The 15,258-nt window shown below is 71.7% G+C and carries 14 protein-coding genes; 8 read left to right on the top strand and 6 right to left on the bottom strand.

Annotation, left to right across the window (positions count from 1 at the left end; genetic code table 11):
- Window positions 1-169: 169 nt before the first annotated feature.
- The 6 genes from ABT015_RS04775 (at window position 170) to pknB (ending at window position 8,688) form a co-directional block, all read left to right on the top strand.
- Entirely contained in the window at window positions 170-1,030 is an 861-nt protein-coding gene (locus tag ABT015_RS04775) for an FHA domain-containing protein (RefSeq protein WP_350876778.1), read from the top strand.
- A 46-nt stretch (window positions 1,031-1,076) separates the two neighbouring features.
- Entirely contained in the window at window positions 1,077-1,619 is a 543-nt protein-coding gene (locus ABT015_RS04770) for an FHA domain-containing protein FhaB/FipA (RefSeq protein ID WP_350876776.1), read from the top strand.
- 53 nt (window positions 1,620-1,672) lie between these two features.
- Window positions 1,673-3,298, top strand: a complete 1,626-nt coding sequence (locus ABT015_RS04765; protein ID WP_350876774.1) for a PP2C family protein-serine/threonine phosphatase — start codon at window positions 1,673-1,675, stop codon at window positions 3,296-3,298.
- Window positions 3,299-3,458: 160 nt separating this feature from the next.
- Window positions 3,459-4,835, top strand: a complete 1,377-nt coding sequence (locus ABT015_RS04760; RefSeq protein WP_350876945.1) for an FtsW/RodA/SpoVE family cell cycle protein — start codon at window positions 3,459-3,461, stop codon at window positions 4,833-4,835.
- Window positions 4,832-6,289, top strand: coding sequence for a peptidoglycan D,D-transpeptidase FtsI family protein (locus ABT015_RS04755; RefSeq protein ID WP_350876772.1), 1,458 nt, complete (start codon window positions 4,832-4,834; stop codon window positions 6,287-6,289). Before ABT015_RS04760 ends, ABT015_RS04755 begins: the two co-directional genes overlap by 4 nt.
- 260 nt (window positions 6,290-6,549) lie before the next feature.
- Complete coding sequence (gene pknB / locus ABT015_RS04750; protein WP_350876770.1) at window positions 6,550-8,688, top strand: Stk1 family PASTA domain-containing Ser/Thr kinase; 2,139 nt, start codon at window positions 6,550-6,552, stop codon at window positions 8,686-8,688.
- A gap of 150 nt (window positions 8,689-8,838) precedes the next feature.
- Here pknB and ABT015_RS04745 read toward each other — a convergent pair whose 3' ends face one another.
- The 5 genes from ABT015_RS04745 to ABT015_RS04725 form a co-directional block, all read right to left on the bottom strand.
- Complete coding sequence (locus ABT015_RS04745; protein WP_350876768.1) at window positions 8,839-9,642, bottom strand: class E sortase; 804 nt, start codon at window positions 9,640-9,642, stop codon at window positions 8,839-8,841.
- A 37-nt stretch (window positions 9,643-9,679) separates the two neighbouring features.
- Window positions 9,680-10,801, bottom strand: a complete 1,122-nt coding sequence (locus tag ABT015_RS04740; protein ID WP_350876766.1) for a class E sortase — start codon at window positions 10,799-10,801, stop codon at window positions 9,680-9,682.
- A gap of 5 nt (window positions 10,802-10,806) precedes the next feature.
- Window positions 10,807-11,478 (bottom strand): aminodeoxychorismate/anthranilate synthase component II, encoded by a 672-nt coding sequence (locus ABT015_RS04735; protein WP_063348449.1) that lies wholly within the window; start codon window positions 11,476-11,478, stop codon window positions 10,807-10,809.
- A gap of 63 nt (window positions 11,479-11,541) precedes the next feature.
- On the bottom strand, window positions 11,542-11,721 hold the full coding sequence (locus ABT015_RS04730) for a hypothetical protein (protein ID WP_350876763.1): 180 nt from the start codon (window positions 11,719-11,721) through the stop codon (window positions 11,542-11,544).
- A gap of 69 nt (window positions 11,722-11,790) precedes the next feature.
- A complete protein-coding gene (locus ABT015_RS04725; RefSeq protein WP_063351254.1) occupies window positions 11,791-12,549 on the bottom strand; it encodes a DUF881 domain-containing protein in 759 nt (252 codons plus the stop codon).
- A 175-nt stretch (window positions 12,550-12,724) separates the two neighbouring features.
- Here ABT015_RS04725 and crgA point away from each other — a divergent pair, with 175 nt between their 5' ends.
- Window positions 12,725-12,973, top strand: a complete 249-nt coding sequence (crgA, locus tag ABT015_RS04720; protein WP_350876761.1) for a cell division protein CrgA — start codon at window positions 12,725-12,727, stop codon at window positions 12,971-12,973.
- A 334-nt stretch (window positions 12,974-13,307) separates the two neighbouring features.
- On the opposite strand, the gene ABT015_RS04715 is transcribed toward crgA, so the two are convergent.
- Window positions 13,308-14,153, bottom strand: a complete 846-nt coding sequence (locus ABT015_RS04715) for a rhomboid family intramembrane serine protease (protein WP_350876758.1) — start codon at window positions 14,151-14,153, stop codon at window positions 13,308-13,310.
- 193 nt (window positions 14,154-14,346) lie between these two features.
- On the opposite strand from ABT015_RS04715, the gene ABT015_RS04710 reads away from it, so the two are divergent.
- On the top strand, window positions 14,347-15,150 hold the full coding sequence (locus ABT015_RS04710) for a DUF5324 family protein (RefSeq protein WP_350876756.1): 804 nt from the start codon (window positions 14,347-14,349) through the stop codon (window positions 15,148-15,150).
- Window positions 15,151-15,258: the final 108 nt, after the last annotated feature.

Raw genomic sequence — 15,258 nt, 5'->3', positions numbered from 1 at the left:
CGTCACCCTGTGTGTCCGAGCCCACCCCCGGGCACCACGCTGTCCGGGAACCGTACGGAAGGGCCCGGCGTGGATACGATCAGTACGGAAGTACCGCAAGTAGGCACGACCGACTCCCGGCGGGATCCGGTCGGCAGGCAGGCGAACGAACCCTGGAAGGGGGTGTCCCATGGGAGTGCTGAAGAAGTTCGAACAGCGGCTTGAGGGTCTCGTCAACGGCACCTTCGCCAAGGTGTTCAAGTCCGAGGTCCAGCCCGTGGAGATCGCCGGTGCGCTGCAGCGCGAGTGCGACAACAACGCGAGCATCTGGAACCGCGACCGCACCGTCGTGCCGAACGACTTCATCGTCGAGCTGAGCCCGCACGACCACGAGCGGCTCAGCCCCTACTCCGGGCAGCTGGGCGCCGAGCTGGCCGGCATGGTCCGCGAGTACGCGGAGGCCCAGCGGTACAGCTTCATGGGCCCGCTCCAGGTGAACCTGGAGAAGGCCGACGACCTCGACACCGGCCTGTACCGGGTGCGCAGCCGCACCCTGGCGGCCGAGGAGCCCCAGCAGTACGCCCCGCAGCAGCAGCCCGGCTACGACCGCCAGCCGGCCGCGCCGGCCCCCGGCGCACCGTGGCAGCAGACCGGCGCCGGCCAGTACGGCGCGCCCCCGCCGCCCGCCGCGCCCCCGGCGATGCCCGCGGGCCCGCCCGCGACCTCCGGCGGCAACGTCCGCGCCTTCCCCGGCGCCGGTCACGGCGCCTCGCTCCGCCGCTGGATCGAGGTGAACGGCGCCCGCCACCAGATCACCGGCGCGGCCTGCGTGCTCGGCCGCTCGACCGAGGCGGACGTGCGGATCGACGACCCCGGGGTCTCCCGCAAGCACGCCGAGATCCGCCCCGGCACCCCTTCGATGGTTCTCGACCTGGGATCCACCAACGGCATCGTGGTGGACGGACAGCACACCCAGCGCGCTACGCTCCGCGACGGCTCCCGCATCGTCGTGGGCTCCACCACCATCGTCTACCGACAGGTCGAAGGGTAGTGTCCGAGTTGTTCGCGCGCCTCGCTCACCGACAGGCGGGCCGGCCATGTCAGAACTGACCCTCACGGTCATGCGGCTGGGCTTCCTGGCCGTGCTGTGGCTGTTCGTCATCGTCGCGATCCAGGTGATCCGCAGCGACCTGTTCGGGACCAAGGTGAACCCCCGCTCCTCCCGTCGTGGCGCGGGCGCCGCCCCGGGCGGCGCCGCCGCCGCTCCCGCCGCCGGACGCGCCGCGCAGGCCCCGGCCGCCGCCCCCGCGGCGGGCCAGACCCAAGGCGGCGGCCGCCGTCGCGGCGCCCCGACCCAGCTCGTGGTGGTGCAGGGCTCGCTGGCCGGCACCACCGTCGCGCTCCAGGGCCAGACCATCACCCTGGGCCGCGCGCACGACTCCACCATCGTGCTGGACGACGACTACGCGTCCTCCCGGCATGCCAGGATCTATCCGGATCAGACTGGGCAGTGGACAGTCGAGGATCTAGGCTCCACCAACGGCACCTATCTGGACCGGCAGCGCCTGACCGCGCCCACTCCGCTCCAGCCGGGCATGCCGATCCGTATCGGCAGGACCGTCATCGAACTGCGGAAGTAGTAGCGCATGAGGGACAGCATCCCGTCCATGACCCAGAGGGGGGCACAGGTCGCATGACCCTGGTGCTGCGCTTCGCCGCCGGCTCCCACAAGGGACTGATCCGGGAGGGGAACGAGGACTCCGGCTACGCCGGGCCGCGGCTGCTGGCCGTGGCCGACGGCATGGGCGGCGCCGCGGCCGGCGAGGTCGCGTCCTCCGAGGTGCTCGGCTCGATCGTCCGACTGGACGAGGACGTGCCGGGCGCCGACCTGCTGACCCTGCTGGGCGACGCCGTCCAGGGCGCCAACGACCGGCTCCGGCAGATGGTCGAGGAGGACCCGCAGCTGGAGGGCATGGGCTGCACGCTGACCGCCATGCTCTGGACCGGCCAGCGGATGGGCATGGTGCACGTCGGCGACTCCCGCGCCTACCTGCTGCGCGACGGCTCGCTGGTGCAGATCACCCAGGACCACACCTGGGTGCAGCGCCTGGTCGACGAGGGCCGGATCACGCCGGAGGAGGCCGAGACCCACCCGCAGCGCTCGCTGCTGATGCGGGCGCTCGACGGCCGCGGCCAGGTCGAGCCCGACCTGTCGATCCGCGAGGTCCGCGCCGGCGACCGCTACCTGATCTGCTCCGACGGCCTCTCCGGCCCGGTCAGCCACCAGACCCTCCAGGACACCCTCGGCAGCTACTACTCGCCCGAGCAGACCGTGCAGGAGCTGATCCAGCTCGCGCTGCGCGGCGGCGGTCCGGACAACATCACCTGCATCGTGGCGGACGTCATCGACGTCGGTGCCACGGACACCGCCAGCGGCCAGTACAACGACGTCCCGGTGGTGGTCGGCGCGGTCGCCGACACCCCGCCGTCCTCGGCCGCCGCGGACCGCTCGATCGCCGACACCCCGGCCGGCCGCGCCGCCGGCCTCGGCCGCGCCCCGCGGGGCGCCTTCGGCCCGGCCGAGGGCTACGACGCCGGCTACGGCGCCGCCCAGGGCGGCTTCGGCCCCGCCGAGGGCTACGAGGGCGAGTACGGCTACGGCTCCGGCGAGCCCTCGGTGTACGGCGCCGAGGAGTTCGACGAGGAGCCCCCCGCGAAGCGCAAGCGCAAGGGCCTCACCGTCTCGGTGGCCGTCCTGGTCACCCTCGGCCTGCTCGGCGGCGCCGGGTTCCTGGGCTACCAGTGGACCCAGGACCAGTACTACGTCGGCAAGCAGGGCGATCACGTCGCGGTCTACCAGGGCATCAACCAGAACCTGGCCGGCCTGAGCCTGTCCTCGGTGCACACCGCGTACAAGGACGTCGAACTCAAGTACCTGCCGCAGGACCAGGCCGAGCACCTCAACAAGACCATCTCGGCCGACAGCCTGGGTGCCGCCACCGCGACCGTCCAGGAGCTCGACGGCTGGGTCAAGCTCTGCAAGAAGGTCGCCGACGCCCGGACCGTCCCGGCCGCCCAGGGCACCCAGGCGGCGCAGGCCACCCACGCCGCGTTCCTGGCCGTCACGCCCACCCCGGGCGAGAAGACCCGCCCCCCGGTGGCCCCCACCACCCCGGCCCCGGCCACCCCGACGCCGACCGCCCCGAGCCCGACCACCCCGGCGCCGAACGCCGCCGCGCCGAACACCGGCCCGTCGGGCGACCTGTCCGGGCTGACCGAGGAGGAGCGCAGCCGGGCCGACTCCTGCCCGAAGCAGTGACCTCCGTGATCCGACATAGGCCCGCCCCGAGCGGGGCAGCCGGCCGTCAGGGAGCGGTCACCACGTGAGCACCTACGACCTGAGCGACGACACCGGCCGGGCCGGCAGGCGCCGGACGGCCACCGACCGCGCCGCCACCCGGCGCCGTGCCAACACCACCATCTCCCTCCAGGGCGCGCCGAACCGGCGCAACACCGAGCTGGCCCTGCTGGCCTTCGCCGTCGTGCTGCCGATCCTCGCGTACGCCAACGTGGGGCTCGCGATGGACTCCTCGCTGCCGAGCGGCATGGTCGGCTACGGACTCGGCATGGGCACGCTGGCGCTGGTCGCGCACCTGCTGGTGCGCCGCTTCGCGCCGTACGCGGACCCGCTGATGCTGCCGATCGCCACCCTGCTGAACGGTCTCGGCGTGGTGATGATCTGGCGGCTCGACAAGGCCGGCAAGCTGCTGAGCGCCAACTTCCCGGCGGCCCGGAACCAGCTGATGTGGTCGGCCCTCGGGATCGGGCTGTTCATCGCCGTGATGGTGTTCCTGAAGGACCACCGGGTGCTCCAGCGCTACACCTACATCTCGATGGTGGCGGCGCTGGTCCTGCTCGCCGCGCCGGCCTTCTTCCCGGCCCGGGCGGAGGACTTCGGCGCCAAGATCTGGATCCGGATGGGCGGCTTCTCGATCCAGCCCGGCGAGTTCGCCAAGATCATCCTGACGGTGTTCTTCGCCGGCTACCTGATGGTCAAGCGCGACGCCCTCGCCCTGGCCAGCCGCCGCTTCATGGGCCTGTACCTGCCGCGCGGGCGCGACCTCGGCCCGATCGTGGTGATCTGGCTGCTCAGCCTGCTGATCCTGGTCTTCGAGAACGACCTCGGCACGTCCTTCCTGTTCTTCGGCCTGTTCGTGGTGATGCTCTACGTCGCCACCGAGCGGACCAGCTGGATCCTGTTCGGCCTGCTGATGTCGATCGGCGGCGCGGTCGCGGTCGCCATGACCACCAGCCACGTCAAGGTCCGCATCGACGCCTGGCTCGACCCGATGGCCGCCTTCGGAGCACACCCGCCGAAGGGCGCCACCGAGCAGATCGGCCAGTCGCTGATGGCGCTCGGCTCCGGCGGGGTGACCGGCTCGGGCCTCGGCCAGGGCCGCTCCTGGCTGATCAACTTCGCCGCGAAGAGCGACTTCATCCTGGGCTCGTTCGGCGAGGAGCTCGGGCTGACCGGCCTGATGGCGATCTTCCTGCTGTACGCCCTGCTGGTGCAGCGCGGCCTGCGCACCGCCCTCGCCGCCCGCGACCCGTTCGGCAAGCTGTTCGCCGTCGGGCTCTCGTCGGCGATGGCGCTGCAGGTCTTCGTCGTGGCCGGCGGGGTCACCGGACTGATCCCGCTCACCGGTATGACCATGCCGTTCCTCGCCCAGGGCGGTTCGTCCGTGGTCGCCAACTGGGCGCTGGTCGCGATCCTGCTGAAGATCAGCGACAGCGCCCGCCGCCCCGGGGTCGAACCGACCCCGGCCACCGAGGGCCAGGGAGGACCCGCCCGATGAACAAGCCGATCCGCCGGGTCTCGATCTTCTGTCTCGTCCTGATCCTGGCCCTGATGGTGCGCACCAACTGGGTGCAGGGCGTCCAGGCCGACGCCTGGGCCACCAACAAGAACAACAAGCGCCAGCAGTACGACCGGTACGCCCACCCGCGCGGCAACATCATCGTCGGCGGCCAGCCGGTCACGAAGTCCGACTTCGTCAACGGCCTGCGCTACAAGTACAAGCGCTCCTGGGTCGACGGCCCGATGTACGCCCCGGTCACCGGCTACTCCTCCCAGGTCTTCGGCTCCAGCCAGCTGGAGAACCTGGAGGACGGCATCCTCTCCGGCACCGACGACCGGCTGTTCTTCCGCAACACCCTGGACATGCTGACCGGCGAGCAGCAGCGCGGCGGCGACGTCGTCACCACGATCAACGCCAAGGCCCAGAAGGCCGCCTGGGACGGCCTCGGGGACAAGAAGGGCGCCGCCGTCGCGATCGACCCGAAGACCGGCGCGATCCTGGCGCTGGTCTCCACCCCGTCCTACGACCCGGGCACCATCGCCGGCAGCGAGAGCGGCGACTCCAAGGCCTGGACGGACCTCAACGCCGACCCCAACAAGCCGATGCTCAACCGGGCGCTGAAGGAGACCTATCCGCCCGGCTCCACGTTCAAGCTGGTCACCGCGACCGCCGCGTTCGAGAACGGCCTGTACCGGAACATCGACGACCAGACCGCGACGCCGGACCCGTACACCCTGCCGGGCACCGAGACGGTGCTGAACAACGAGTCGCCGCTCGAGAAGTGCGGGAACGCCACGGTCAAGTCGGGGATGGACCAGTCCTGCAACACGGTCTACGCCAAGATGGGCGCGGACCTCGGCAAGGACAAGATGCGGGCGCAGGCCGAGAAGTTCGGCTTCAACAGCACCATCGACACCCCGGTCCGTTCCGAGAAGAGCATCTTCCCGAGCAGCGCGAGCCTCGACGGCACCGCGCAGGACTCGATCGGCCAGCACGACACCCGGGCCACCCCGCTGCAGATGGCCATGGTGTCCGCCGCGATCGCCAACAACGGCAGCCTGATGCAGCCGTACCTGGTCGACCAGGAGCGCTCGGCCTCGCTGACCACCATCTCCAAGCACACCGAGAAGCAGTTCTCCCAGCCGATGAGCCCGGCCACCGCGCAGAAGATGCAGGACCTGATGGTCTCGGTGGTGGAGAACGGCACCGGCAAGAACGCCAAGATCCCCGGCCTCCAGGTCGGCGGCAAGACCGGTACCGCCCAGCACGGTGAGGACAACGCCGGGCTGCCGTTCGCCTGGTTCACCTCCTGGGCCAAGACCACCGACGGCCAGTCCGTCGCGGTCGCGGTCGTGGTCGAGGACGGCTCCAACAACCGCGACGGCATCAGCGGCGGCCGGCTGGCCGCCCCGATCGCCAAGGCGGTGATGCAGGCCGTCCTCGGCAAGTGAGGAGGAGGCCCGACCGTGAGTGGAAAGTCACGATCGACACCCCCGTCCGGATACCGGTCTGATATCGGCCGACGGCCGACTCCGGTCCGATGCGGTGCGACCGGTAGCGTATCCGCCAGCAGCGGGTGTGCCCGTTGCCGCCCGCGAGACGGCGCACGGCCCGGCCGGAGAACCGGTCGAGACCCGCTCGGCGTCACCCAGAGCGTGCGGGGACACCTACGTCACAACCTCGCCGGCAGGTGAGGGAGAGGGTCGGAACTATGGAAGAGCCTCGTCGCCTAGGCGGCAGGTACGAGCTCGGCGGCGTCCTCGGACGCGGCGGCATGGCCGAGGTGTACCTCGCCCATGACACCCGGCTCGGCCGTTCCGTCGCAGTGAAGACGCTCCGGGCCGACATGGCCCGGGATCCGTCGTTCCAGGCCCGCTTCCGCCGCGAGGCGCAGTCCGCGGCGTCCCTGAACCACCCCGCGATCGTCGCCGTGTACGACACCGGCGAGGACTACATCGACAACATCTCCATCCCGTACATCGTGATGGAGTACGTCGAGGGGTCCACCCTGCGCGAGCTGCTGCACTCCGGCCGACGGCTGCTGCCCGAGCGCGCGCTGGAGATGACCATCGGCATCCTGCAGGCGCTGGAGTACTCGCACCGCGCCGGCATCGTGCACCGCGACATCAAGCCGGCCAACGTGATGCTGACCCGGCAGGGCAACGTCAAGGTCATGGACTTCGGCATCGCCCGCGCGATGGGCGACGCCGGGATGACCATGACCCAGACCTCGGCCGTCATCGGCACCGCCCAGTACCTCTCCCCCGAGCAGGCCAAGGGCGAGCAGGTCGACGCCCGCTCCGACCTCTACTCCACCGGCTGCCTGCTCTACGAACTGCTGACCGTCCGCCCGCCGTTCGTCGGCGACTCCCCGGTCGCGGTGGCCTACCAGCACGTCCGGGAGGAGGCGCAGCCGCCGTCCGTCTTCGATCCCGAGGTCCGCCCCGAGATCGACGCGATCGTGCTGAAGGCGCTCGCCAAGGAGCGCGACTACCGCTACCAGAGCGCCGACGAGATGCGCGACGACATCGAGCGCTTCCTCGACGGCCTGCCGGTGGCCGCCGCCCAGCAGGCCGCCGCGTACGGCATGGGCGCCGGGTACGGCTACGACCAGAACGGCTACCCGCAGCAGCACGACCCGTACGGCCAGACCAACGTGCTGCCGCAGCAGCCCGGCGGCGGCCCGACCACCATGCTGCCGCAGGCCGGCGCGCAGCCCGGCTACGGCCCGCAGGGCGGCTACCAGGACGACGGCTACGGCCAGGCCTACGCCGACGGCCCGGCGGGCGGCGGCCACGACGACGGCTACGGCCGGGACGGCGGCCGGCGCGGCGAGCAGCCGCCGAAGAAGAGCAACACCTCCTGGATCGTGCTGGCGGTCGCCGCCGTGCTGGTCCTGGTCGGCACCTTCTTCGTGGCCCAGGCCATGTTCAACGGCAACGGCGGCGGCACCACGGAGACCCCGAAGGTCTCCGTGCCGAACCTGGTCGGCAAGAGCCTGGCGGACGCCAAGACGGCCGCGGCCGCGGCCGGTCCCAAGCTCGTGGTGGCCGAGGGCGACAAGCTCGCCTGCCCGGACGCCAACATCAAGAAGGACCAGGTCTGCACCCAGAACCCGGCCGTCGGCGGCCAGGTCGCGGAGAACAGCACCATCACCGTGCAGCTCTCCTCCGGCCCGGCCAAGGCCCCGCTGCCGAACGTGGTCGGCAAGACCAAGGACCAGGCGACCAAGGCGCTCGGCGACGCCGGCTTCACCAACGTCACCACCGAGTACAAGGACGACGACACCGCTCCACAGGAGAACGTCACCGCCCAGGACCCGGCGGCGGGCACCGCCGGTGACCCGACCGCGCCGGTCAAGCTGACCGTCTCGCAGGGCAAGTCGAAGGTGTCCGTGCCGAACGTGGTCGGCGCGCAGAAGGAGGTGGCGCAGGCCCAGCTGGAGGGCCTCGGCTTCCAGGTCGACGCCTCGAAGACGGTGCAGACCACCGACCAGAGCAAGGCGAACACCGTCGCCGCGCAGTCGGTCCCGGCCAACACCAAGGCCCCGGCCAACACGAAGATCACGCTGACGATCTTCAAGATGCAGGACAAGCCCCAGGTCCCGCCGCTGCAGAACGTCAAGCTGTCGGAGGCCATCTCGCAGCTGGGCAAGGTCGGGCTGCTCTACACGGTGGTGTCCGGTCCGTCGGACCCGAACGCCATCGTCGTGAGCACCAACCCGATCGCCGGCACCCAGCTGGACCCGAACACCCAGGTGATGCTCATCACGAAGCCGGCCGATCCGCCCAAAGGGGGTGACCCCGGCTCCCCCTCACCCTCCAACACCAAAGGGGGGAACAACAACTAAGCCCTGGTTCCCCTGGATCTGAGGCTTGGTGGGAGTTGTCCGGCCGTACGCCCGAGGGCCCGTCGCAGCGGTTGCGACGGGCCCTCGGGCGTTCCCGGTTCCGGGCGTTCTCGGCTCCGGGCCGCGGGTTCCGGGCCGCGGCCGGCGGGCTCAGGGCTGACGCAGCTCCGGCGGCGGAGTGCGCTTGGCGTCCACGTCGTCCACCCGCACCAGGCTCCCCCAGACCGCCATCCGGTAGCGCGAGGTGTACACCGGCGTGCAGGTGGTCAGCGTGATGTACCGGCCGGGGCCGGTGTAGCCGGAGCCGACCGGGACGGGCGCGACGATGCCGGTGTCGTACTTGGACGTCTCCGGCAGGGTGCTGTCGATCCGGTAGACGTACCACTTGTCCTTGGTCTCGACGACGACCGCGGCGCCCTTGTGCACCGCGTCCAGGTCGTGGAACTTGGCGCCGTGGCCGTCCCGGTGGGCGGCCAGCGCGAAGTTGCCGACCTGATCCCAGGGCATCGCGGCACGGTAGGGCTGCTCGTACACCCCCGCCACGCCCTCGGCCAGGGTGTCGCTGTCGGTGCCCATCCGGATCAGCACCTGGTAGTCCCGGCCCATCGCCGGGACGTGCAGGAAGCCGACCGCGTCCCCGGCCGCGAACGGCGCGGCGGGGGCGGGCGTCCCGCCGGGGGCGGCCGAGGGGGTGCCGGTCGGGCTCGCGGCCCAGGTGTCGCGCAGCCGGTCGGAGGCCGCGGCCGCCGAGCGGTCCGCCTCGACGTTGGTCCACCACAGCGAGTAGGCCACGAACAGGCCGAGCACCAGTCCCAGGGTGATCAACAGCTCGCCGAAGACGCCGAGCGCGGCCAGCGCCCGACTGCGGCCGCGCCGGGCGGGCGCGGGGCCGGCCTCGGGCGGCGGGAAGGCCTCCTCCCGCGGCTCGGCCGACTGCGCGGTCTCGTCCGTCATCTCCGGTGCTCCCCCTTCGTGCCGGGTGCCCGGGCGGTCACCCGCCCGTGATCGCGGCCGGCTTGCCTTGGCTGCGCGGCCGTTCCTCGGTCATCTTGCCAAAGACGATGAGGCGGAACTTGGAGGTGAACTCCGGGGTGCAGGTGGTCAGCGTGATGTACCGGCCGGCGCCCGCGTAACCGGCGCCGTTGGGGACGGGCTTGATCACGCTCACGTTGTTGGGGGAGGTCTCCGGGATGCTGCTGGTGACCTCGTAGGTGTAGTACGAGGTGGCGGTCTCCACCACGATCTTGTCGCCCTTGCCGAGCTGGTTGATGTACCGGAACGGCTCGCCGTGGGTGTTGCGGTGCGCGGCCAGCGCGAAGTTGCCCGCCTTGTCGGCCGGCATCCCGGTGCCGGTGTAGTGGCCGACCAGGCCCTTGTCGAGCACCGCCGGCTTGGAGGTGCCCTCGGCGATCGGGAACTTCAGCCCCAGCTTGGGCAGGTAGATGATGGCGAAGCCCTTGCCGGGCTCGAACGACTCCGGCTTGGCCGGGTCCGGAGCCGGCTGCCCGGGCTGCGGCGGCGCCAGGGCGGCGTCGAACTGCTTCTCCAGCCGGTTGCGGGCGCCGTCGGCGGCCGCGTCGGCCTGCACGTTGGTCCACCACAGCTGGTACGAGACGAAGAGCAGCATCACCACGCCGAGCGTGATGCACAGCTCCCCGACGAGCCGCGCGGCCACCACGACCGCGGACTCCCTGGGGCGCGCCTTCGCCCCGGCGCCCCGGCCGCGCGCCCGGCGCCGGCCGACGCCCGCGCGCACGGAGGTCCGGCCCTGGGCGGCCCTGCGGCGCTCGGCCCGGCCGCCGGTGGGCGGGGCCGGTTCCGCGGCCGGCCCGCCGATGTCGAGGGGCAGGCGCAGCTGGAGCGTCTGGTCGGGCAGCCACGGGTACTCGGGTCCGGACGCGGCGGGCTGCTCGGCCTGCTCGTACACGCCCCAGGCGTCCTCGGCGGCGCCCTGCCCGGGCTGCGCCGGGTATTGCTGCGGGTACGCCGCCGCGCCACCGTGGTGCTGCCCGTCCCCGTACGGGCCGCCGCCGTACTGCGCGCCGCCGTACGGCTGTCCGTCACCCGGGCCCGCCTCCGGCTGGTAACGCCCCTCCGGACGCAGCGCGGTCACGCCGCTCAGCCCCGGCCGATCACCGGGGCGAGCCCGGCCGACCGGTCCACGGCCTGCGGGTAGCCGCACTCCGCCAGCCAGTTGGCGAGCATCCGGTGGCCGCCCTCGGTGAGCACCGACTCGGGGTGGAACTGCACGCCCTCGACGGGCAGTTCGCGGTGCCGCAGACCCATGATCACGCCGCTGTCGGTGCGCGCGGTGACCACCAGCTCGTCCGGCACGGTGGCCGGCTCGACCGCCAGCGAGTGGTACCGGGTGGCGGTCAGCGGCGAGGGCAGCCCCTCGAACACCCCGCCGTCCTCGTGCTCGACCGGCGAGGTCTTGCCGTGCAGCAGTTCCGGTGCCCGGTCGACCACCGCGCCGTAGGCGACCGCGATCGACTGCAGGCCCAGGCAGACGCCGAACACCGGCAACCCGATCCCCGCGCAGTGGTGCACCATCCCGATGCAGACCCCGGCCTCCTCCGGCGCCCCGGGCCCGGGGGAGAGCAGCACCCCGTCGAAGCCCTGGTCGTCCTCGCCGCCGGACCGGCGGACGGCGTGCTCGACGGTCACCTCGTCGTTGCGCACCACCTCGCAGGTGGCACCGAGCTGGTACAGGTACTGGACCAGGTTGAAGACGAAGCTGTCGTAGTTGTCCACGACCAGGATGCGGGGCGCGGTCGGCTGGGTGGTCATTCTCGCGTGGTCTCCGTGGGATGCGGGGCGGGGTCGGCAGGGTGGAGGTGCGGGGCCGCCGGTTCAGCCGGCCGCGGCACCTTCGCCGCCGTCCACTGTGACGTCACCGAAGGGGAGCAACGGTTCCGCCCACGGGAAGACGTAGGTGAAGAGGAGATAGACGATCCCCACGACGAGGAGCAGCGAGATGACGGCGCGGACCAGGGTGTTTCCCGGGAGGTGACGCCAGATCCAGCCGTACATGGTGCTCCCTCGACGTAGCGGACTGGGGTCAAGAGTAGACCCGGGATCAACGACCGCGGGGCCGGTCCGCTACTGCTGCCCGCCCGCCGACCGCAGCTCGGTGGTCCCGGAGTATCCGGGGAGGGTCAGGTCGCCGCTCTCCTGGACCTTCCAGCCGAGCCCGTACGCCTGGACGTACTGGAGGTAGTTGCGGATCGTCGGGTCGCCGTCCACGGCGGCCTTCAGCGCATCGGTGCGGCCGACCGCCCGGACCACGTACGGCGGCGAGTAGACCCGGCCCTGGAGGAGCAGGGTGTTGCCGACGCAGCGGACGGCGCTGGTGGAGATCAGCCGCTGGTCCATCACCTGCACCCCTTCGGCGCCGCCCCGCCACAGCGCGTTGACCACGGCCTGGATGTCCTGCTGGTGGATGACCAGGTCGTTGACGCCGGGCTCGGGGACGCCCGGGATGCGGGCGGTGGCGTTCGGCGGGGCGTCGTTGAGGGTGACGGTCAGGCCGCCGCCCTGCAGTGGCTCCAGGGCCGCGCCGAGCCGCAGGTCGTCCAGCCGGGCGGCGTCGGCGGGGTTGCCGCCCTGCTGCCCGGTGAGCTCCTGGGCGCGGGCCTGGAGGTCGGCCAGCTGGGCCTGGGCCTGCTGGTTCTGCGAGCTGCGCTGGCGTATCACGTCGCCGAGGCTCAGCAGCGAGTTGTCGGTCCGCAGGTCGGTGCCGCGGGCGGTCTGCGCGCTGATGTAGAAGAGCAGTCCGGCGAGCGCGAAGACCGCACAGGTCAGGGCACGCCCGACAATTCGGGTGCCGGAGCGGCGGGTAGTGGTCGGCCGAGGGGGAATCGACAAATTAGGCACCGTACCCTTATCTCCTTAAGACCCACCGAGCCACTACGCTAACGGACGCCGGTGGCGCGTGCGGGAACGGTCCCGTGCGTTCCGCACCGCCCGTCACCGGCCGACCGACCCCCGCTGCACCTCTGCGCGGTCTCACAGCGCATCGACAGGAGAGCTCCTCGTGCCGAAGTCTCGACTCCGCAAGAAGTCCGACTACACCCCGCCGACCACGGCCGCGGTGAAGATCAGTTCGGGCCGCAGTTGGGTCGCACCGCTGATGCTGGCACTGTTCCTGATCGGCCTGGTCTGGATCGTCACCTATTACGTGACCAGCGGCAGCTACCCGGTCGAGAGCTGGCGGAACTGGAACATCCTGGTCGGTTTCGGGTTCATCGCCGCGGGGTTCGGCGTCTCCACCCAGTGGAAGTAGCCTCCCGCTCCTCCTGAGGCTCCGGTCGAGCCACCTCCGCCGCTTCGGACCGCTGGTGCCGGGCGGCGGTCAGGCGTGCCCGGACACGGGTGGGAAACCGGTCGGTTATCCCCATCATCGGATGGTCCCGCTTATCCACATGGTTATCCACACTGGGGAAAAGTCCCCCCAGCCTGTGGATAACTTTTCGACCGCGAGCTTTCCACAGCTGTGCACAACTTCCCGGGAATGGGAAAACCGCACAGCAGGACACGCGTAGAACAGCAGTCCGCACCCCGGGCGCCACACAGCCTGTGCACAACCCCGCACCTGCTGTGGACAAACGCCCTCGGCGTCACGCGCCGTAGCGGGCCATCCCGATCATCAGCATCGCCGCCACCACGGCCAGCGACCCCGCCAGCGCCAGCCCCTGGACCAGGCCGCGGCGCTCTCGCGGGGCGTACATCAGACCGGCCGCCGTCAGCGCGCCCACCACCAGGCCGCCGATGTGCGCCCGCCAGTCGATGTCCGTCCGCGAGAAGGTGACGACCAGGTTGAAGACCAGGAACGCCATCACCGGGGCGAGCGGGCCCCGGTTCCGCAGCTGCATCACCACCGTGGCGCCGATCAGCCCGAAGATCGCGCCCGAGGCCCCCACCGACCGCAGCGCGTTGCCGTCGATCAGGAAGGCCAGGGTGCTGCCTCCCAGGCCGGAGAGCAGGTAGAGGGCCAGGAAGCGCAGCCGGCCGAGCGCCGTCTCCAGTGCGGGGCCGAGCCAGTACAGGACCACCATGTTCATCCCGATGTGCCACCACTGCAGGTGCAGGAACACCGAGGTCAGCAGCCGGTACCACTGGGAGGGCCCGTCGGCGACACCGTCCGGACCGCCCAGGATGGCCCGCCCGGCGCTGTACAGCTCCCAGACCTGGCCCAGCCGCGGCGTGAGCACGTAGGCGGCCAGCACGAAGACGACCACGTTGATGCCGATCAGCACCCTGGTGACCAGCCCGCCGTCCTGGGCGATCGCCCCGCCGAACCGGGTGGTCGCCCGCCGCGTCCCGGCGTGCCCGCCGCCGACGCACTCCGGGCACTGGAAGCCCACCGAGGCGGTCACCATGCACTGCGGGCAGATCGCCCGCTCACAGCGGGTGCAGGAGACGCCGGTGGCCGTCTGCGGGTGCCGGTAGCAGCCGGTCAGCATGAGGTTCTTCCCCTCCCGTACGGGACGCCGAAATCGCCAGCCTACTGCGGCGGATCCGACATCGGGCCCGCTCCCCGGCCCCTTCCGCACCCCGCGTACGGCCCACTCCGACATGCCGGTGGACAAATCAGCATGCATGATCAGCATTCAGGTGGATATGTGCATAAAGGACGCCACCCAGGAGGAGAGACTCGTGACCTTTTCGGACTCGGCTCGTGAGACGGCCACCAAGACCCGGGACACCGCCGCGCACCTCGCGGACGGCGCCAGGCAGCGCCTCGGCCCGGCCCTGGACACCTTCGGGCCGAAAGCCGCCCAGGCCGCCCAGAGCCTCCGTGTCCAGTACGACCGGCACATCGCCCCGCAGTTCGGTCACGCCTTCGCCAGTCTGCCGCCCGAAACCCAGCAGCACGCCCTGAAGGCCTTCCACCGCGCCCAGGAGGCCGCTCTGGCGGCCAGGCTCTCCGCAGGCCGCGCAGCCGACCAGGCCCGCTCCACGGTCGGCCCCAGGGTCGCCCAGGCCGTCGAGGAGGCCCGCGCCGCCGTCACCCCGGTCGCCCAGGAGGCCCAGACCCGGGGCGCCGCCGCGCTGACCGCGCTGCACGGCAACGTCACCTCGGCCGAGATCAGCCACCTCGCCGCCCGCAACGCCCGGAGGAAGCGGTGCAACGGCCTGGCCACCGGCCTCGCCGTGGCCGGTGCGCTGGCGATCGGCGGCGGGATCGTGGCCTGGCAGTGGTGGCGCCGGCAGAGCAACCCGGAGTGGCTGGTCGAGCCCCCGACCGACCGGGCCGACCAACCCGCCGGGGCGCACGCCGCCGGGGCGACGGGCCCCGGGCCGGTCAACGCCGCCGGCGCCCCGCAGAGCGCCCCGGCCGCTCCCGCCGGGCCCCGGGCCGGGGACGCGGCCACCGAGCCCGCTCCGCCACCCGGCCGGCCCGACGACGACGGTGACGGCGACCACCCCAAGCCGCACGACCCGCGCAAGCCGCACTGACCCGTAGCCCGGTCCTCAGGGCGTGTCGGTCACGCCCTGAGGACGCGCAAACGCCGATCGGCCGCTGACCTGGGTTCAGGTCAGCGGCCGATCGGCGTCACGACTGCG

The sequence above is a fragment of the Kitasatospora sp. NPDC094016 genome (genome assembly GCF_040304045.1).
GTDB lineage: Bacteria > Actinomycetota > Actinomycetes > Streptomycetales > Streptomycetaceae > Kitasatospora.
The sequence above is the reverse complement of the archived record's forward strand: the minus strand, read 5'-3'. Positions and strand labels throughout refer to the sequence as shown.